Raw genomic sequence first — 19,200 nt, forward strand, 5'->3', positions numbered from 1 at the left:
CGCCTCCGCAAAAACAAAGGCCGCATGCATCGACAACGACGCATGCGGCCTTTTTTTGCCCGGGCGCGGCGTCAACGCTTCTTCAGCGCCGACTCCGCTTAACCACGCAACTCATTCACCCAGATAAGCAGCCCGAACCTTCGGATCATCCAGCATCTGCTTCGCATCGCCGGACATGGTGACGAGACCCGAGTCCATCACGTAGCCGCGATTGGCTGCCTGCAGCGCCAGACGTGCGTTCTGCTCAACCAGCAGCACGGTCATGCCTTCGGCCGAAATCGCCCGCACCACTTCGAAGATCTTCTCGACCATGATCGGCGAGAGACCCATCGACGGTTCGTCGAGCAACAACAGCTTCGGCTTGCTGATGATCGCGCGCGCCATTGCCAGCATCTGCTGCTCGCCGCCGGACAACGTGCCCGCGTACTGCGTCGCCCGTTCCTTCAGGCGCGGGAAGAAGCCGAACATGCGATCCACGTCCGCCTTGATGCCATCTGCGTCGTTGCGCAGATAGGCGCCCATCTGCATGTTCTCGACAATCGACATGCGCGCGAAAATGCCACGGCCTTCCGGCACCATCGCCAGACCGCGCTTGAGCAGTTCGTGGGCGGGCAGGCCCTTGATGGACTGGCCCATGTACTCGATATCGCCCGCGCCGTACGCCTTCAGACCCGTGATGGCCTTCATCGTCGTGGTCTTGCCGGCGCCGTTCGCGCCGATCAGCGTGACCAGTTCGCCCTGTCCGACTTCGAGGTCGATACCCTTGACTGCCTGAATGCCGCCGTAATTGACCTGCAGGCCCTTGATTTTCAACATCGGGGAATTAGCCATCAATGGACTCCTGCACCAAGATATGCCTCGATCACCTTCGGGTCCTTCTGCACGTCTTGCGGCAGACCCTGGGCGATCACCTTGCCGTAATCGAGCACCGTCATGCTGTTGCACAGGCCCATCACCAGTTTCACGTCGTGCTCGATCAGCAGGATGGTCTTGCCGTCCGCGCGGATCTTGTCGAGCAGCTTCGTCAGTTCGACCTTTTCCGTTGCGTTCATGCCGGCAGCCGGTTCGTCGAGTGCGAGCAGCTTCGGATCCGTGGCCAGCGCACGGGCGATTTCCAGACGACGCTGGTGGCCGTACGAGAGATTGCGCGAGGTGTAATCCGCGTATTGCAGCACGCCCACGTATTCCAGCAACTCCAGTGCGCGTTCCTTGATCTCGCGCTCTTCCTTGCGCTCCGACGGCGTCTGGAACACCGCGCCCAGCAAGCCGTGTTTGGTCCGCACGTGACGGCCCACCATCACGTTTTCCAGCGCGGTCATGCCGCCGAACAAACGGATGTTCTGGAAGGTGCGGGCAATGCCGGCCTTCGCCACCTGATACACCGCGGTCGGAGTGTAGCTCTCGCCGTCGAGGCGGAAGTCGCCCGAATCCGGTGTGTACAACCCCGTAATCACATTGAAGAACGTGGTCTTGCCGGCGCCGTTCGGGCCGATCAAACCGTAGATCTCGCCAGCCTTGATTTCGAGGCCCACATCGGACAGTGCCTGCAGGCCGCCGAAACGCTTGTTCACGCCTTTGACGGACAGGCGAATGTTGTTATCGCTCATGAAATTCTCCTATCGGGCCTCAGGCGCGCACCGGCTTCTTGCCGTTGCGCTTCGCCAGCTTGGCGATCTTGTCCTCGTGCTTCGGCGACGGCCACAGGCCTTCCGAGCGGTACAGCATGATGAGAACCATCGCGAGACCGTACAGCAACTGACGGATCACTTCGGTGTCCACGATTTCATGGCCGAAGATGGCGTTCTGCAGCGGACCCATCGTCGAGCGCAGGAATTCCGGGAACACGGCGAGCAGCACCGCGCCGAGAATCACGCCCGGGATGTGGCCCATGCCGCCCAGCACCACGCAGGCCAGCACCACGACCGATTCCCAGAAGGTGAACGATTCCGGCGACACGAAGCCCTGGAAGCCACCGAACATCGCGCCCGACAGGCCGCCGAACGAGGCGCCCATGGCAAACGCCAGCAGTTTCACGTTACGGGTGTTGATGCCCATTGCCTTGGCGGCGATTTCGTCTTCACGGATCGCGGCCCATGCACGGCCAATGCGCGAGTGTTGCAGACGCGTACACACCCAGATCACCAGCAGCGCACACAGCACGAACAGGTAGTAATACATGTACACGGTCGTGAACTGGAAGCCGAGGAACGTGTGGGTCTGCGCGAGGCTGAAACCGCCCACCTGCACCGGGTCGATCCCCGTGATGCCCTGCGGTCCGTTGGTGATGTTCACCGGACGGTCGAGGTTGTTCATGAAGATCCGCACGATTTCCCCGAAGCCCAACGTCACGATGGCGAGGTAGTCGCCACGCAGACGCAGCGTCGGGGCGCCGAGCAGCACGCCGAACATGGCGGCGAGCGCCATGGCGATCGGCACGATGATCCAGAACGGCGTATGCAGGCCACCCGGGAAGGCATGCGCGATCCACGCGAACTGCGTGGTCAGGTGCGGCGAGGACAACAGGGCCGTGGTGTAGGCGCCGATCGCATAGAAGGCGATGTAGCCCAAATCCAGCAGGCCGGCGAAGCCGACCACCACGTTCAGGCCCAGCGCCAGCATCACGTAGAGCATGGCGAAGTCGAGCACGCGCACCCAGTAGTTGCCGCCCACTGCGCCAATCAGCATCGGCGCGGCGATCACGAGGATGGCGGTGACGATGCCTACCGTCAGCGTCTTCGTCTTGTTCTTCTCGGGGATGAGCGTCGTGGACGGCTCGATCGGTTGAATTGAGGTCATGTTCTTACTCCTTATGGCCCGGGATCAGGCGCGATCCGCGACACGTTCGCCGAGCAGACCCGACGGACGGAACACCAGCACGACGATCAGCACGATGAAGGCGAACACGTCCTGGTAGTTACTACCAAACACGCCACCCGTCAGATTGCCGATGTAGCCAGCACCGAGCTGTTCGATCAGGCCGAGCACCACACCGCCGACCATTGCGCCTCCGAGATTGCCGATCCCGCCCAGCACCGCCGCGGTAAAGGCCTTCAGACCAGGGATGAAGCCCATGTAGAAGTGCGCGTTGCCGTATTCGGAGGCGATCATCACGCCGGCGAGAGCAGCCAGCGCCGAGCCGATCATGAAGGTGGCCGAGATCACGAAGTTCGGGTTCACGCCCATCAGGCTCGCCACGTTCGGATTTTCGGCAATCGCACGCATCGCGCGGCCGAGCCTCGTCTTGTGCACGAGCAGCAGCAGACCGCCCATCACGAGGAACGCCACCACGATGATCACGATTTCAGTCATCGAGATCACGGCGCCCGGATTGTTGGGGCCGGCCTTGATCACGTTGATCGGATCGGTGGGCAGCAGTTGCGGGAACGGCAGCGGATTACGCGACCAGATCATCATGGCCAGCGTCTGCAGCAGGATCGACACACCAATGGCGGTGATCAGCGGCGCGAGGCGCGGCGCCCGGCGCAGCGGCCGGTAGGCGACCCGCTCGATCGTGTAGCCCACGACCGCGCAGACCACAGCGGCAATAATCAGCGCGATGATGAGCGTCGGCACATGGCCGAGCCCGGGGAAATGGTTCTGCAGCACGCCTATGGCCGACAGCGCAACCATCGCGCCGACCATCAACACATCGCCGTGAGCGAAGTTGATGATGCCCAAGATGCCGTAAACCATCGTGTAGCCCAGTGCAATGATGGCGTAAACGCTGCCAAGCACCAGTCCGTTGAGGATCTGCTGGATGAAGATATCCATTTAATGCTCCTTAGCCCGTGCGACTGGATTCGCGTTTTTTCATCAGCCGGTGGGCGGTGATGGGTGACACAAATCGCAACGGCACTGCGGGTACTGATGTAAAAGACCGGTAAGGGTTATCCGCCGCTAACTCGTCGTGCGACTGGGATGCAGTCGCCGGCTCGTCGGAGACGGAGGCAAAAACGACACCGTTGGGTGGGCCGGCGCCGTCAGGCTGTACATCCCGTCACTACATCTTCACGACGTCGAGAACCGCTTTTTTGCCGTCCTTGAAGTCGTAAAGCGTAATGGCGCCTTCTTTCAAATCACCCTTGTCGTCGAATGCGATGTGGCCGATTAACCCGTTGTAATCGGTGGACGGCATCGCAGCCAGCACCTTGGGCGCGTCGATTGAATTGGCGCGCTTCATTGCATCAACGATCACGTACACAGCGTCGTACGTGAACGGCGCGTAAATCTGCACCGGCGTGTGGAAACGGTCTTCGTATTTCTTCTCGAAGTCCGCTCCCTTGTCCATCTTCGAAAGCGCGAGTCCCGCCTCCGAGCAGACCAGGTTTTGCACGGCGGATCCCGCCAGCTCCCCTACCTTGTCGGTGCACACACCGTCGCCGCCAAGGATTTTTGCCCTGATACCCAGCGCTGCCGCCTGCTTCGTGAACGGCCCGCCGGTTGCGTCCATGCCGCCGAACATGATCACGTCCGGCTGAACACTCTTGATTCTGGTGAGGATGGCCCGGAAATCCGTGGCCTGATCGTTCGTCGCTTCCCGTGCGACTATCTTCGCTCCGCTTGCTTCCGCGGTCTTCGCGAACTCGTTCGCGAGACCTTTGCCGTAGGCGGTCGCATCGTCTACCACCGCGATGCGCTTCGCGCCCAGCGCCTTGATTGCGTAGCCCGCGAGCGCCGGGCCCTGCTGGGCGTCCGTCGCCACGACCCGATACGTCGTCTTGAAGCCCTGCTGCGTGTAAGCCGGGTTGGTGGAGGACGGCGAAATCTGCACGATGCCCGCGTCGCTGTAGATCTTCGACGCCGGGATCGACACGCCCGAATTCAGGTGCCCGACCACGCCGACGACGTGATCGTCGACCAGTTTCTGCGCGACCTGTGTCCCCGTCTTCGGATCGGCCGCGTCGTCCTGCGCGTCGAGCTCCAGCTGGATCTTCTGGCCGTCGATGGTCAGCCCGTGGGTGTTGATTTCTTCAACCGCCAAGCGCGCCCCGTTTTCGTTGTCCTTTCCCAAATGGGCGATGCTTCCCGTCAATGGGGCCGCATGGCCGATCCTGACAATCACTGCATTACTCGCCGGAGCCGCGGCCGCGGCACTCGCCGCACTTGCCGCCGCCACTGCGGATGCACTCGTGTCTGCTTCGCCTTCGTTCTTTCTGCCGCACGCGGTCAACATCGCAACCGCGGCCGCGATCGACACGGCGTAAGCAAACTTGAATCGCATTAAGTAGGTCTCCAGCGCCTTGCTAAATCTGTCGTTCGAGACCCGAAGGCCTTGAGAACGCGCGCATTGTAACTCTAATTATGCGATGGGCAATATTGTTGAAACGACAGGGTTTTCCTGCATTGCAACCTCATTTTTAAGACGCTTTTTGCGAAAAGGCGCAACCGGGTTGCGACATATTTTCGTGCATCAGTTGCACCATCGCCGAGCCAAGCAGCATCAAGTGTTGCGGCCATTCCGCCCAAGGGCCCGATTTCACCGCGTTGAGTGATAGGTAATACGTTTAGATAATCGGCCGTGTTCATGCACAATGTTAGTGCATTGAAAATCGACGCGCTCAGATATTGCCGATTAAACGGGGACACACCGATGTTTTGGGTGTGAAATCGAACGAAGAAAAATGAAAAAATTCGGCTGGAGAAGGTAGTTGATCAGCATTTTTATGTGATCTGGCACCGAAACTTGAGGCGCCTACGGAAGGGGGCAGACATAAAAAAAGCGCGCCCGGGGCGCGCTTTTCGTTACGACAGCCTTACATTCACACCACGATCACGCCGGCAGACCCAGCCCGCGTGGCAGCGGAAACGCGATGTTTTCCTCGATGCCGTCCAGCGCCCGCACATTGCGCACGCCCAGTTCGCGCAACCGTGCAATGACGGCCTGCGCCAGCACTTCGGGCGCAGACGCACCCGCGGTGACGCCGATGCGGCGCTTGCCGATGATCCACGCGGGATCGATCTGGTCGGGCGAATCCACCATATAGGAAGGGATGCCGCGCTTTTCGGCCACTTCCCGCAGCCGGTTCGAGTTCGAACTGTTCGGGCTGCCCACCACGATCACCACGTCGCATTGCGGCGCCATGAACTTGACCGCGTCCTGCCGGTTCTGCGTGGCGTAGCAGATGTCCTGCTTCTTCGGTTCCTTGATGGACGGATACTTGGCTTTGAGCGCGGCGATGATCTCGGCGGCGTCGTCCACGGACAGCGTTGTCTGCGTCACGAAGGCGATGCGCTGCGGATCGGCCAGTTGCAGCGCCTGTACGTCCTCGATGTCTTCGACGAGATACATGCCCTCGCCCGCCTGGCCCATGGTGCCCTCGACTTCAGGGTGACCCTTGTGGCCGATCATGACGATGTCGAAGCCTTCCTGACGCATCTTCGCCACTTCGATGTGAACCTTGGTGACGAGCGGGCAAGTGGCGTCATACACCCGCAAGCCACGCGATTCGGCCTCGGCTCGCACGTCTTTCGACACCCCATGCGCGCTGAAGATCACCGTGTTGCCGGTCGGCACTTCCTCGAGCTGCTCGATGAAGATTGCGCCTTTCTTGCGCAGATCCTCGACCACATAGGCGTTATGAACGATTTCGTGACGCACGTAAATGGGGGAACCATGCAGCTTGATCGCGCGCTCGACAATTTCAATGGCCCGATCGACACCCGCGCAAAAGCCGCGCGGTTGCGCCAGCAGGATCTCGGCTTCGGTCAGAGTCGTATCCGTGGTGCTCATGTTTACAGAATTCCGATGATTTTCACTTCGAACGCCAGCGCCTGGCCAGCGAGCGGGTGATTGAAATCGAACAGGGCGGACGTTTCGCCCACTTCCTTCAGCACGCCCGCATAGCGGCCGCCGCCTGGTGCGTTGAATTCGACCAGGTCGCCCGGCGAAAAATCCTCACCGATCATGCTGTTTTCACGCAGCGTGGCAAGCGACACACGCTGGATCAGCTCGGGATTGCGCGGGCCGAAAGCCTGGCCGGGCGCTAGCTGAAAGGTCGAATGGTGGCCGACCTTCAATCCCAGCAAAATGTCTTCGAGCGGCGGCGCGAGATGGCCCGCACCCAATAGCAACGTGGCCGGCTTCTCGGTGAAGGTGTTGATGACTTCGGCGCCATCGGCGAGCGAAAGCCGGTAATGGAGCGTGACGTGTGATCCGGGCTTCACTTCAGAGATGTCGATGATGCTCATGCATTACTCATTCAGTCGGGCGCCCTGCAATCGTGCGCCGTAGCGCGGCCGGTGCGGGTGGCGAGCCGTTGGGCTGCCGTGCGCAAAGGCTCTATTGTAAGCCACATATCTGGCGACGGCTTGCGCGCGTCATATCTCCCGTTACCGCCGGTAGGGACTTATCCCACAACTCATGGAGAACGATGACATGGACTACACCGCCTGTAACGAGGCGATCGCAACCGTCGACGACGACCCGCCGGCCGTCCCAGCTGATGATGCGGACGGCGCCCTTGCACCCACGACCCTCTGGGACGGACGCGCTGTGCTGGCATTGCCGCCCCGTCCGCTTTTTCCGACGCGGCGCCGCGGGAAGCCCGACATGCCACGCGAACGCCTGCTCGATTTCGGCCCCGGCGCGGTGACGGACGTCGAACTCGTGGCGCTGGTGCTCGGCACCGGACTGCCCGGCCACGATGTGTTCAAGATCGCCCAATCGCTCCTGAAACGCTTCGGCTCGCTGCGCGCCATGCTGGACGCGCCGCCGGCGGAATTCGACGGCCTGCCGGGCATCGGGCCGGCCAAAACTGCCCAGTTGCTGGCCATCCTCGAACTGGCGCGCCGCTCGTTGATCGAAAAAATGCGCGAAAAGCCGCTCATCGATTCACCCGAGGCGGTGGAGGATTATCTGCGCCTGCTCATCGGCTCGAAGCCGTACGAGGTCTTTATCTGCCTCTTTCTGGACGCGCGGCACCGTCTGATCAGTACCGAACAAGCTGCACGGGGCTCGCTCACGCGCATGGCGGTGTATCCGCGCGAAATCGTGCGGCAGGCGCTGTCTGTGAACGCGGCCAGCATGATCGTGGCGCATAATCACCCGTCCGGCGCGGTCAAACCCAGCGCCAGCGACCGGCGCCTCACCCGGGTGTTGCGCGAAACTCTGGCGCTCATCGACGTTTGCCTGATCGATCATCTGGTCATTGGCGCGCACGACACGTTTTCCTTTGCCCGGGCGGGCTGGTCGTGAATCGGCAAGTTGGCCGAGGTGCAGGGCGGCAAGACGGCAACTGAGCGGACAAACCAGCGGACAAAGTTCGGATAAATCTGCTTTCCCAAGGCGTTGCGTGTTGTTCCGGTCCGCAAATAAGGTTTGATTTTTCGGCGTTTTTCCTGCTAGAATTCCGGTTTGCCTGTTTCCAACCCTGTTCCGAAGCCATCAAAGGCGTTCCGGTAGAAAAGCAACTGATCGAGCAAAGCTAAGTAATCTGCTTAAGCAATGCGTGATCATCGCGATACTCCCGGGAAACTTTCACGGCGTCCGAACTCAGAATTAGCGTATTAGGAGTGCTCTCATATGGCACGCGTATGCCAAGTAACTGGGAAAGCGCCGATGAGCGGCAACAACGTTTCCCACGCGAACAACAAAACCAAGCGCCGGTTCCTCCCGAACCTGCAAAACCGCCGTATTTGGGTGGAAAGCGAAAACCGTTGGGTGCGTCTGCGCGTTTCGAACGCCGGCCTGCGCCTGATCGACAAGAACGGTATTGACGCTGTGCTCGCAGATCTGCGCGCACGCGGCGAAGCCTAAGGAGTAAATCATGGCCAAAGGCGCACGCGACAAGATCAAGCTGGAATCGACCGCAGGTACGGGTCACTTCTACACGACGACGAAAAACAAGCGCAACATGCCGGAAAAGATGGAGATCAGCAAGTTTGATCCCGTCGTCCGCAAGCATGTGCCGTACAAGGAAACCAAGATCAAATAAGGTCTTGCTTCCTGTTTGTTGACGAAGAGAAAAGCCCTGCATTCGTGCGGGGCTTTTTGCATTTCCGGACGCTATTTTTCGCGCACCCGCTGCGCTCTCGTCCCTGTTTTCGTTACGTTTTCTCAGTTCCCTCTCTTTGCCCTACACCTGCCGTCCTGTGATTGGCCGTTCGGCCAGCTTTCGCTGATGTTTGTGGACGCGTATCCTTGCTCGTTTATCGGCATGCGGCAACGCGGTCGCGCCAGTGCATCAGGTGATGGAGACGCAGGAAATGAATTTCGATGTAGCAATTGTCGGTAGTGGTCTCGCAGGTTTGAGTGTCGCGCTGAATCTCGCGGAGACGCGGCGTGTTGCAGTGGTGGTCAAGCGCTCCATGACCGAAGGGGCGAGCGATTGGGCACAAGGCGGCATCGCCGCGGTACTCGACTCCGCCGACAGCATCGAAAATCACGTGCGCGACACGCTGATCGCCGGCGGCGGTCTGTGCGACGAAGCAGCCACGCGCTTCATCGTCGAACATGGTCGCAGCGCGATTGAATGGCTCATCGCTCAAGGCGTGCCGTTCACCAAAGACGACGCCGCGGAGTTGGGCTTCCATCTGACGCGCGAGGGCGGTCATAGCCACCGGCGCATCATTCACGCCGCAGATGCAACCGGTCACGCCGTCGTAGCAACGCTTAGTGAACGCGTGCGGCGGCATCCGAACATCACGCTGCTCGAAGATCACTACGCCATCGACCTGATCACGTCCGACCGGCTCGGCCTGCCGGGACGCCGTTGCCACGGTCTCTACGCGCTGGATCTGCAAAGCGGCCGCACCGTCACTGTCGAAGCGCCGCATACCGTCCTCGCCACCGGCGGTGCCGGCAAGGTCTATCTGTACACCACAAATCCGGACACAGCGACCGGTGACGGCATCGCAATGGCCTGGCGCGCCGGTTGCCGTGTATCGAACATGGAGTTCATCCAGTTTCACCCTACGTGCCTGTTCCACCCCTACGCCAAATCCTTCCTGATTTCCGAAGCGGTGCGCGGTGAAGGCGGCATTCTGAAGTTGCCGGATGGCACGCGCTTCATGCCGGAGCACGACGAGCGCGCCGAACTCGCGCCGCGCGATATCGTGGCGCGGGCGATCGACTTCGAGATCAAGAAGCGCGGCATTGATTGCGTGTATCTCGACATCAGCCATCAGCCTGCCGCGTTCCTCGAAGAGCACTTCCCCACCATCCTCGCGCGCTGCCGCGAGTTCGGTATCGACATCACCAAAGAACCCATCCCGGTGGTTCCGGCTGCGCACTATACGTGCGGCGGCGTCGTGACAGATCTGGCTGGCCGCACCGACCTCGCCGGTCTCTACGCCGTCGGCGAAACCTCCTGCACGGGTCTGCACGGGGCCAACCGGCTCGCGAGTAACTCACTGCTGGAGTGTCTCGTGATTGGCCGCTCAGCCGCCGCGGCGATCGAAGAGGAAGGCTTCGGCGCCGCCACGCATGCACCGCTGCCCGACTGGGATGAAAGCCGCGTGTCCGATCCGGATGAAGAAGTGGTGGTCGCCCATAACTGGGACGAGCTGCGCCGGCTCATGTGGAATTACGTGGGCATCGTCCGGACAGACAAACGGCTCGCACGCGCCAAGCATCGCCTTGCGCTGCTGCGCGACGAGATCCACGAGTATTACGCGAACTTCAAGGTGAGCCGCGATCTGCTCGAACTGCGCAATCTGGTCGACGTGGGTTCGCTGATCGTCGAGAGCGCGCGTTCGCGTCGCGAAAGCCGCGGACTGCATTTCAGCCGCGACTGGCCCAGCGCGTTGCCTAAAGCATTGCCTTCGGTGTTGTCGCCCGAGCGCGTGCGGAACCGCAACGTTTAGGCTTGCGCACAGGGGTTTGCCCGTGAACTGAATGGGCTAGCAACAACCGATGTTTCGGCAGCGCGAGCGAGGTTGCTGCCAAACCGAGTCGCGCAAATAAAAAGGCCATCGTTGCGAACGATGGCCTTTTGCTTCCAACATTAAACTCGACGCGTAGGCGTTAAACGATCCGCATCGAGTAATCCGTCGCGCGCACGTCTTTCGTCAGCGCGCCAATCGAAATCCGGTCCACGCCGGTTTCGGCGATCGTGCGCACCGTGTCGAAGTTGACGCCGCCCGACACCTCGAGCACCGCTCGACCTGCCGTTACGCGCACGGCCTCGTGCATGGCATCGAACGAGAAATTGTCGAGCAGGATGGATTGCGCGCGATGCGCCAGCGCCGTCTCGAGTTGCTCGAGCGTCTCGACCTCGATCTGAATCGACACCCCCGCGTTCAACGCCAAAGCGGCATCCATTGCGGCGCCCACGCCACCTGCGGCGGCGATGTGGTTTTCCTTGATCAGAATGCCGTCATACAGCGCGAGCCGTTGATTGGCACCGCCGCCCACGCGCACCGCGTATTTCTGCGCGAGGCGCAGTCCCGGCAGCGTTTTGCGCGTATCGAGGATGCGCGCCTTGGTGTGCGCGATGGCATCCACATACCGACGCGTTGCGCTCGCCACCCCAGACAGCAGTTGCAGAAAATTGAGCGCGTTGCGTTCGGCAGTGAGCAGCGCGCGCACAGGTCCACGCATCTCACAGACCGCCGAATCGGCGGTCATCCTTTCGCCTTCCCGATAGCGCCACTCCACTTCGATGCGCGCATCGACGCGCCGCATCACTTCGTTGAACCACGGCACGCCGCACAGCACCGCATCTTCGCGCACGATGATGCGCGCGCTGCGCACATCGTCCGCCGGCACGAGGCGGCCGGTTTGATCGCCAGCGCCGACGTCTTCCGCCAATGCGTCCGCTACGTTGCGCGCCAGCGCCGCATCAAAGGCCGCGCCGTACTGTGCCCGCACTTCGGCGAAAAGGGGCGACACTGCGTCCGCTTGAACATTTACCGCTGTTGCCATCAAGCCGCTCCCACGTTCGAAAACAAGCTCGTGTCTTTCGCGAGATCACCACTCGCCTGGACACGTTTCTTATGCCGCGCTGCGAAATCGAGCATGCGGTCAATCGGTAGTCGCGCCCGCTCGCCCACCGCGTGATCCACGAAGATTTCGTTGTGACCGCGCTCCAGCACGTCGGCGAGATTGGCGAGACCGTTCATCGCCATCCACGGGCAGTGTGCGCAGCTCTTGCAGGTAGCGCTGTTGCCGGCCGTGGGCGCCTCGATGAAGGTCTTGCCTGGCGCCGCGAGCCGCATCTTGTGCAGGATGCCGAGGTCAGTCGCGACGATGAAATGCGTGGCATCGAGGCGCTGTGCGGCATCGATCAACTGCGTCGTCGACCCGACCACGTCGGCCAGCGCGACCACGCCATCCGGCGATTCGGGATGCACCAGCACCTTGGCGTGCGGATACTCGGCGCGCAACAGATCCAGTTCGATGCCTTTGAACTCGTCGTGCACGAGACACGAGCCTTGCCAGAGCAGCATGTCCGCGCCAGTCTTCTTCTGGATGTAGCCGCCGAGGTGCCGGTCCGGTGCCCAGATGATCTTCTCGCCACGTGCGTGCAGATCCGCGACGATCTCAAGGCCGATTGACGACGTCACCATCCAGTCAGCACGCGCCTTAACGGCCGCGCTGGTGTTGGCGTACACCACCACCGTACGATCGGGATGCGCGTCGCAGAATGCCGAGAACTCGTCGATCGGGCAACCGAGATCGAGCGAGCAGGTGGCATCCAGATCCGGCATCAACACCCGTTTATTCGGGCTCAGAATCTTCGAGGTTTCGCCCATGAAACGCACCCCGGCCACCACCAGCGTCTGCGCTTCGTGATCACGGCCAAAGCGGGCCATCTCAAGCGAATCGGCCACGCAACCACCGGTTTCGTCAGCCAGCTCCTGCAGTTCCGGGTCCACGTAGTAATGCGCGACGAGCACGGCTTTCTCGCGCGCGAGCAATGCGCGAATGCGTGCCTTCAACGCCTTCTTTTCTTCCGCCGAGGGCATGTCGGGCACCTTCGCCCATGCCTGCCCGACGCCGCACGTCGCGCCCTGCCCTTGGGGACGGTCGTATTCAACGTGCCTGATCGCCTGCTGATCCATGATCTCCTCTACCCTGCTGGTACGGCCACGTAAGTTGCTGCGCGATGGACGCGTCGAACGCAACGTTTCTGCGGCCCAAAAAAGCAAAACCCCGCCAACGCGGGGTTTTGTGACGTACCTAAATTCTAGAGTATTTCGAGATCAGGCATAGCGACGCAGGCGCGACGCAAATTCCTGGAGTGCCTTGATGCCGCTTTCTTCCGCGCGGTGACACCAATCCTGCAACTGGACCAGCAATTGTTCGCGCGAGGCGTTCGAACGCTCCCACATGGCGGCCAGTTCGTTACGCAACTCGATGTACGTACGCAGCTTCTGGCTGTTCGCAAAGATTTGCGGCAGTTGGCGCTTCTGCGGCTCGTCGAGACCAGCCTCTTCCTTATGGAACCAGCTACGTGCGCCGCGCATCACCTGATACTTCTCACGCGCGCCCACTTCCTTCAGATGAGCCAGTTCCTGGCGATACGCGCGCTTGAGCGCCTTGCCGTAGCGGGCCATCACTTCGTAGCGGTTGGCCAGCACGGCCTGCAGTGTGTCTTGATCCAGCACTAGCTTGCCGGTGGTCAGACGCGGCGTAGGTGCAATCTTCTTCACCTTCGCCAGACGGAACGCCGACATGATGCGGATGTACATCCAGCCAATGTCGAACTCGTACCACTTGTTCGACAGCTTGGCCGACGTCGCATACGTGTGGTGGTTGTTATGCAGTTCTTCGCCGCCGATCAGGATGCCCCACGGGAAGATGTTGGTGCTCGCGTCCGCCGAATTGAAGTTGCGATAACCCCAGAAGTGCGCGAGACCGTTGACCACACCGGCCGCCCAGAACGGAATCCAGATCATCTGCACAGCCCACACGGTCAGACCCACGAGGCCGAACAGCGCAACGTTCAGCACCATCATCAAGCTCACGCCCAGGATGGGGTACTTCGTGTAGACGTTGCGTTCCATCCAGTCGTTCGGCGTGCCGTGACTGAACTTGCGCATGGTCTCTTCGTTCTTCGCCTCGGTGCGATAGAGTTCAGCGCCTTCCAGCAACACCTTCCAGATGCCGCGCGTCTGCGGGCTGTGCGGATCTTCTTCGGTCTCGCACTTGGCGTGGTGCTTACGGTGAATCGCGGCCCACTGGCCGGTCAACATGCCTGTGGTCATCCACAGCCAGAAGCGGAAAAAATGACTGACCGCGGGATGCAGGTCGAGGGCGCGGTGCGCCTGGCAACGGTGCAGATACACCGTCACGCCGATGATCGTGATGTGCGTCACCACGAGCGTATACACCACGAGTTGCCACCAGGAGAAACGAAGCAGGCCGTGGGCAAGGAAATCAAGCAAGGAATTCAACAAGGCAATTTACCTGTGGAACGAGAGTGACAAGGCACCGCAAACACAGCGAAAAAACGCGGTGTCAAGAAAGTGAAAGCATACAAGCAGATTGGACGTCATTCTACGCGAACCGTTCCAAGTGTTTGTAACAATTGGGGATTTTTTGTGTCGCATCAACCAGGATAAACACGCTGACCCCAACTATTTCGCTCGCGGGTGACTCGTGTCAACGCCTTCGGAGGCGGCCTCAGGCTTGTCCGAAGCCGTATCGGTCAAATTGACCGGATGCGTCGGTATGTCGCCACTTCCCACGATATGCATTTCGCGTTGCGGGAAGGGGATCGAAATGTTGTTGGCGCGAAACAGCCGCCAGATGTTCCGGTTCACCGCCGAGCGCACGCCCGAGGTTCCGGTGGCGGCGTTTTCGATCCAGAAGCCCAGTTCCATGTTGATGCCGTCGGGACCAAAACCCACCAGAAACGCGGCGGGCGGCGGATCCTGCAGCACACGCTCCACGCCTTTGGCTGCCTGCACGAGCAGCGTCATCACCTGATCGACATCCGCGGTGTAGGCCACCTGGATTGCTGATTTCGCATGACCTCGGGTCAAGTACGAAGACTGGTTCTGGACCACGTCGGTGATCAGTTTTTCGTTTGGAATCAGCGTTTCGATGCCGTCCAGCCCGCGCACGACGGTGTAGCGGGTGCGGATCTGCGTGACCATGCCCTGCAGGCCGCTGACGTTGATCGTGTCACCGATCCGCAACGAGCGGTCGATCAGGATGATGAAGCCCGACACGTAGTTGCTCGCAATCTTCTGCAAGCCAAACCCCAGGCCAACCCCGAGTGCCCCGCCGAACACCCCCAGCACGGTAATGTCGATCCCGACGAGAGACAGGCTGATCAGCACCGCCGCCACCACCAGCGCGGCCCGGCCGACGCGCGCCACCACCACCTTGAGATTGGCGTCGAGCGTACTGGAGCGGATCAGGCGGTCCTCGAAGGCCGAGCCGAGCCACATGGCCACGATCATCGTCACGCACACCCACAGCAGGCCGGTCGTGAGAGACAGCAGCGTCAGATGCGCATTGGCCACGCGGAAATGCACGCTGCCCATCCACGTGAGCACCTGGTCCTGAATGCCCATGACGGTGAGCACCATGCCCACCCAGACGACCACGGTGACGAGCTTTTCGACGAGGAAGAGCCACGTATGCGCCTCGCCCTCCTTGCCGAACACACGCCGCGCGAAGAAAAACAGCACGTAGATGAGGCCAATGCCGAACAGCGGCACCAGCGCCAGATCGAGCAGCGCGGTATGCATGAACGAGCCGGCGACGGCCCGCGCGAGCCATACCAGCACCGCCCCGAGCAGCGGGAAGAAGGCGCGATCAAGACTCTCCGCGCCGAAGCGCAACGCCTGATACCGGCTTTGCCGCCGCAGATCGAGCGTGCGGCGCAGCAGTCTGGCCAGCACCCACGCCAGCGCCAGCGTGCCGAGCAGCACGCCCACCTGCCACAGCATCACCGGCTGGCCGAAGTCGTGCGCGACGTCACCGAACAGGCGAAAGAAGGGGTGGTTTGGCATGGTGTCAGGATGCGCCCGATATGGCTCGCTCGCCGCGGCAGGCGAGTGCCACCGCGGCGAGCCTGCGCCTGTCGCTTACGCGCGGCGTTCCAGCACGGCGGCGAAGAAGCCGTCGGTGGCGTGGCGATGCGGCCACAGCGAGAGGTAATCGCCGGTGTCGAGTTCGATGCGCTGTTCGGCCAGCACGTCGCGCGCCGGCACCAACGCAAAGCCCGGGTGATTGGCGAGGAACTGCGTGACGATCGCTTCGTTCTCTTCCTCGAGGATGCTGCAGGTTGCGTAGACCAGCCGGCCGCCCACCTTCACGAGACGCGCGGCGCTGGTGAGAATCGACAGTTGCTTGGGCGCCAGCTCCGCGACCGATTCCGGCGACTGGCGCCATTTCAGATCGGGATTGCGGCGCAGCGTGCCGAGCCCGCTGCACGGCGCGTCCACCAGCACGCGGTCGATCTTGCCCGCCAGACGCTTGATCTTCGCGTCGTGTTCACTGTCGATCAACACCGGGTTGACGTTCGACAGCCCGCTGCGCGCGAGGCGCGGCTTGAGCTTGGCGAGGCGCCGCTCGGAGATGTCGAAGGCATACAGACGCCCGCTGGAGCGCATCGCCGCGCCGAGCGCCAGCGTCTTGCCGCCCGCCCCCGCGCAGAAGTCGACGATCATCTCGCCGCGCTTGGGCGCGACCAGCGAACACAGCAACTGGCTGCCTTCGTCCTGCACTTCGAGCCAGCCTTGCTGGAACGCGTCGAGCTTGGTGAGCGGCGGCTTGCCGACCACCCGCACGCCGAACGGCGCGAACGGCGTCGCGCCGGCTTCGATGCCAGCCTTCGACAGCGCCGTCAGCACTTCATCGCGACTCGCCTTGATCGGGTTGGCGCGCAGGTCGAGCGGCGCCGGGTAGTTCAGGGCCGCAGCCAGTTGCGCCAGCTCCTCGGCCTCGAAGCGCTTCGAGAGCGCCTGGTAGATCCAGTCCGGCAGATTCATGCGAATCCGCAGCGGCAGGCTTTCCGGGTCGATCTTGGCGACGTGTTCGAGCCAGTTGGACTCAGCGTCGGAGACGAACGGCTTTAGCGCCGAGCGGCCCGCCGTCTGCATCAAGCCAAGCAGCGCCATGCGGCGGGCCGGGCTGCCGGTGCCGCTTTCCGCGAGGTGGGCGAACTCCATCCGGCGCCGCAGCACCGCAAACACCGCCTCGGCGATCACACCGCGCTCGCCGTGGCCGAGCTTCGGATGCGCGCGGAAAAAGCGGCTAGTGGCGGCATCCGCGGGACCGGCGAGCTTCAGCACGTCCGCGAGCAGCGTTTCGGTTTGTCCAATCAGAAATCCATGCAGTCTCATACGCCCTCTCCGGCGATCTTGTTGCTATTGATGTCGGCAAAGAGCCATTGCGGCTCCGGCGGCGTGAGCGTGACGCGCGGCCCGTCGAGCGCAAGGCGCCCTTCGACGAACCAGCGCACCGCGCGGGGATAAATGATGTGTTCCGTGGCCAGCACCCGTTCGGCCAGGGCCGCGGCGTCGTCGCCCGCCAGCACCGGCACGGCGGACTGAACCACGATAGGCCCATGATCGAGCTGCGACGTGACAAAATGCACCGACGCGCCATGCAGCCGGACCCCGGCATCGAGCGCCTGCTGATGGGTTTTGAGGCCCGCGAAGCTCGGCAGCAACGACGGATGCACGTTCAGCATGCGCCCCGCGTAGCGGTCTGTAAAACCCGGCGTCAGAATACGCATGAAACCGGCGAGCACCACGAGGTCAGGCTCGAAGGCGTCGATTGCGTGGATCAGCGCGGTGTCGAACGACTCGCGGTCGGAAAACTCGCGGTGGTCAACCACCGCCGTGGGTATCTCGTGCGACGCGGCGAACGCAAGGCCCGCCGCGTCTGGGCGGCTGGCAATCACGGCGGCGACTTGCGCCGGCCAGCCTTCGCGCGAACAGGCGCGAACGATGGCTTCCATGTTGCTGCCCCGCCCGGAAATCAGGATGACAAGTTTTTTCATCCGCGGATTTTATCATTTGAGGGACGCCTGAACGGCGCCGCGCCGCCGTGGCTCGCGCCGAGCGTTTATAATCGTTTGTTTTGCGGCGCCTGGGTTTTGCCGGCGCGTGCTGGGCTTGCCACCGGCGCTTCGGCGGCGATGCGCCCGTCACGCAGCGCCGTTGAACGCAGTCGTTGCAAACCGCCGTTACACGTCGCCGTTCCCAAACTAAAAGTCGCTCAACCCGCTATCGTGAGAGTCTTCCGCGGTCTTCCCAATGCCGAGAGCCGGGCGCCCTGCGCCCTGACAATCGGCAACTTCGACGGTGTCCACCGCGGCCATCAGGCTTTGCTCGCCCATGTCCGGGCGGCAGCGGATGCGCGCGGCCTGCCCGTCTGCGTGATGACCTTCGAACCGCACCCGCGCGAATTTTTCAACCCGGCCGGCGCACCACCGCGTATCGCCATGCTGCGCGACAAACTCGAAGCCCTGCGCACGCACGGCGTGGACCGGGTGGTGGTCGAGCACTTCAATCACACGTTTGCCAGCCAGTCGCCGGATGCCTTCGTTGAACGGATCATCGTCAACGGTCTGCATGCTCGCTGGGTGATGATCGGCGACGATTTCCGCTACGGCGCGAAGCGCGCGGGAGACTTCGACTCGCTCAAGGCAGCGGGCGTGCAGCACGGCTTCGAAGTCGAACAGATGGCAACCGTTGCCGATCCGTCCGGCGCACGCATTTCCAGCTCCGGCGTGCGCGCCGCGCTGGTGGCCGGCGACCTCGACACGGCGCGTGGCGCACTAGGCCGCGACTACGTGATCAGCGGCCACGTCGTGCATGGCATGAAGCTCGGCCGCGACCTCGGTTTTCCTACGCTCAACCTGCCCATCGCCCACAAGCGTCCGGCGCTGGCGGGTATCTTCGTCGTGCGTGTGCACGGCGTGGCGGACGAACCGCTGCCGGGTGTCGCCAGCCTCGGCCTGCGCCCCACTGTGGACGATTCCGGCCGCGTGCTGCTCGAAGTGCATCTGCTCGACTGGCACGGCGACGCGTATGGCAAACTCGTGCGCGTCGAATTCCTGAAGAAACTGCGTGACGAGGAGAAATACGTCGACCTCGAAACGCTGACCGCCGCCATCGCGCGCGACGTCGCCAATGCGCGCGCGTGGTTTGCGGCTTCCGGCAACGGCACGCCGGGCAGCCGCTCAACCGGCTTTGCCACTTCAGCCACTGACCGAATTAGATAGCCGCCGCGGTACTGGCCAGCGCTGCCGGTTGTCAGCCTTCAGCGCGGCACGTACCGATCGCCGCGCGCAT

The 19,200-nt window shown here is 62.1% G+C and carries 18 protein-coding genes; 5 read left to right on the forward strand and 13 right to left on the reverse strand.

Going from position 1 to position 19,200, the window contains the following annotated elements; genetic code table 11:
• Positions 1-111: 111 nt before the first annotated feature.
• The 7 genes from D0B32_RS18230 to D0B32_RS18260 all read right to left on the reverse strand — a co-directional run bounded on the left by D0B32_RS18230 (position 112) and on the right by D0B32_RS18260 (position 7,188).
• Positions 112-816, reverse strand: coding sequence for an ABC transporter ATP-binding protein (locus tag D0B32_RS18230; protein ID WP_404935565.1), 705 nt, complete (start codon positions 814-816; stop codon positions 112-114).
• Between the two features lie 14 nt (positions 817-830).
• Positions 831-1,607 carry an ABC transporter ATP-binding protein gene (locus D0B32_RS18235; protein WP_117335565.1) on the reverse strand — a complete coding sequence of 259 codons (777 nt, stop codon included), beginning with the start codon at positions 1,605-1,607 and terminating at the stop codon, positions 831-833.
• Between the two features lie 19 nt (positions 1,608-1,626).
• Positions 1,627-2,796, reverse strand: a complete 1,170-nt coding sequence (locus D0B32_RS18240; RefSeq protein WP_117335567.1) for an ABC transporter permease subunit — start codon at positions 2,794-2,796, stop codon at positions 1,627-1,629.
• 24 nt (positions 2,797-2,820) lie between these two features.
• Positions 2,821-3,771 (reverse strand): branched-chain amino acid ABC transporter permease, encoded by a 951-nt coding sequence (locus D0B32_RS18245; protein ID WP_117335569.1) that lies wholly within the window; start codon positions 3,769-3,771, stop codon positions 2,821-2,823.
• A 229-nt stretch (positions 3,772-4,000) separates the two neighbouring features.
• A complete protein-coding gene (locus tag D0B32_RS18250) occupies positions 4,001-5,221 on the reverse strand; it encodes a branched-chain amino acid ABC transporter substrate-binding protein (RefSeq protein WP_117335571.1) in 1,221 nt (406 codons plus the stop codon).
• Positions 5,222-5,770: 549 nt separating this feature from the next.
• Positions 5,771-6,730 (reverse strand): 4-hydroxy-3-methylbut-2-enyl diphosphate reductase, encoded by a 960-nt coding sequence (ispH, locus tag D0B32_RS18255; RefSeq protein WP_117335573.1) that lies wholly within the window; start codon positions 6,728-6,730, stop codon positions 5,771-5,773.
• Between the two features lie 2 nt (positions 6,731-6,732).
• Positions 6,733-7,188: a peptidylprolyl isomerase gene (locus D0B32_RS18260; RefSeq protein WP_117335575.1), complete on the reverse strand. Its 456-nt coding sequence runs from the start codon at positions 7,186-7,188 to the stop codon at positions 6,733-6,735.
• A 187-nt stretch (positions 7,189-7,375) separates the two neighbouring features.
• Between D0B32_RS18260 and radC the strand changes: the two genes are divergently transcribed.
• From radC to nadB, 4 genes are all read left to right on the forward strand, one after another.
• A complete protein-coding gene (gene radC / locus D0B32_RS18265) occupies positions 7,376-8,194 on the forward strand; it encodes a DNA repair protein RadC (protein WP_117335577.1) in 819 nt (272 codons plus the stop codon).
• A 327-nt stretch (positions 8,195-8,521) separates the two neighbouring features.
• On the forward strand, positions 8,522-8,755 hold the full coding sequence (rpmB, locus tag D0B32_RS18270; protein ID WP_007180631.1) for a 50S ribosomal protein L28: 234 nt from the start codon (positions 8,522-8,524) through the stop codon (positions 8,753-8,755).
• Between the two features lie 10 nt (positions 8,756-8,765).
• Positions 8,766-8,933: a 50S ribosomal protein L33 gene (gene rpmG / locus D0B32_RS18275; RefSeq protein WP_074263557.1), complete on the forward strand. Its 168-nt coding sequence runs from the start codon at positions 8,766-8,768 to the stop codon at positions 8,931-8,933.
• Positions 8,934-9,204: 271 nt separating this feature from the next.
• Complete coding sequence (nadB, locus tag D0B32_RS18280) at positions 9,205-10,803, forward strand: L-aspartate oxidase (RefSeq protein ID WP_117335740.1); 1,599 nt, start codon at positions 9,205-9,207, stop codon at positions 10,801-10,803.
• A 160-nt stretch (positions 10,804-10,963) separates the two neighbouring features.
• On the opposite strand, the gene nadC is transcribed toward nadB, so the two are convergent.
• The 6 genes from nadC to purN all read right to left on the reverse strand — a co-directional run bounded on the left by nadC (position 10,964) and on the right by purN (position 17,903).
• Positions 10,964-11,863, reverse strand: coding sequence for a carboxylating nicotinate-nucleotide diphosphorylase (gene nadC, locus D0B32_RS18285; RefSeq protein ID WP_117335579.1), 900 nt, complete (start codon positions 11,861-11,863; stop codon positions 10,964-10,966).
• Positions 11,863-13,002 carry a quinolinate synthase NadA gene (gene nadA, locus D0B32_RS18290; RefSeq protein ID WP_117335581.1) on the reverse strand — a complete coding sequence of 380 codons (1,140 nt, stop codon included), beginning with the start codon at positions 13,000-13,002 and terminating at the stop codon, positions 11,863-11,865. Before nadA ends, nadC begins: the two co-directional genes overlap by 1 nt.
• Before the next feature lie 141 nt (positions 13,003-13,143).
• Entirely contained in the window at positions 13,144-14,340 is a 1,197-nt protein-coding gene (locus tag D0B32_RS18295; protein WP_117335583.1) for an acyl-CoA desaturase, read from the reverse strand.
• A 180-nt stretch (positions 14,341-14,520) separates the two neighbouring features.
• Positions 14,521-15,906 carry a mechanosensitive ion channel family protein gene (locus D0B32_RS18300; RefSeq protein WP_117335585.1) on the reverse strand — a complete coding sequence of 462 codons (1,386 nt, stop codon included), beginning with the start codon at positions 15,904-15,906 and terminating at the stop codon, positions 14,521-14,523.
• A 75-nt stretch (positions 15,907-15,981) separates the two neighbouring features.
• Entirely contained in the window at positions 15,982-17,241 is a 1,260-nt protein-coding gene (locus D0B32_RS18305; RefSeq protein WP_117335587.1) for an RsmB/NOP family class I SAM-dependent RNA methyltransferase, read from the reverse strand.
• Positions 17,238-17,903, reverse strand: a complete 666-nt coding sequence (gene purN, locus D0B32_RS18310; RefSeq protein WP_117335742.1) for a phosphoribosylglycinamide formyltransferase — start codon at positions 17,901-17,903, stop codon at positions 17,238-17,240. The genes D0B32_RS18305 and purN overlap by 4 nt, the downstream gene beginning before the upstream one ends.
• A gap of 231 nt (positions 17,904-18,134) precedes the next feature.
• On the opposite strand from purN, the gene D0B32_RS18315 reads away from it, so the two are divergent.
• A complete protein-coding gene (locus D0B32_RS18315; protein WP_117335744.1) occupies positions 18,135-19,130 on the forward strand; it encodes a bifunctional riboflavin kinase/FAD synthetase in 996 nt (331 codons plus the stop codon).
• Positions 19,131-19,200 lie beyond the last annotated feature (70 nt).

It is taken from the genome of Paraburkholderia sp. DHOC27 (assembly GCF_003429005.1).
In the GTDB taxonomy this organism is placed as follows: Bacteria; Pseudomonadota; Gammaproteobacteria; order Burkholderiales; family Burkholderiaceae; genus Paraburkholderia.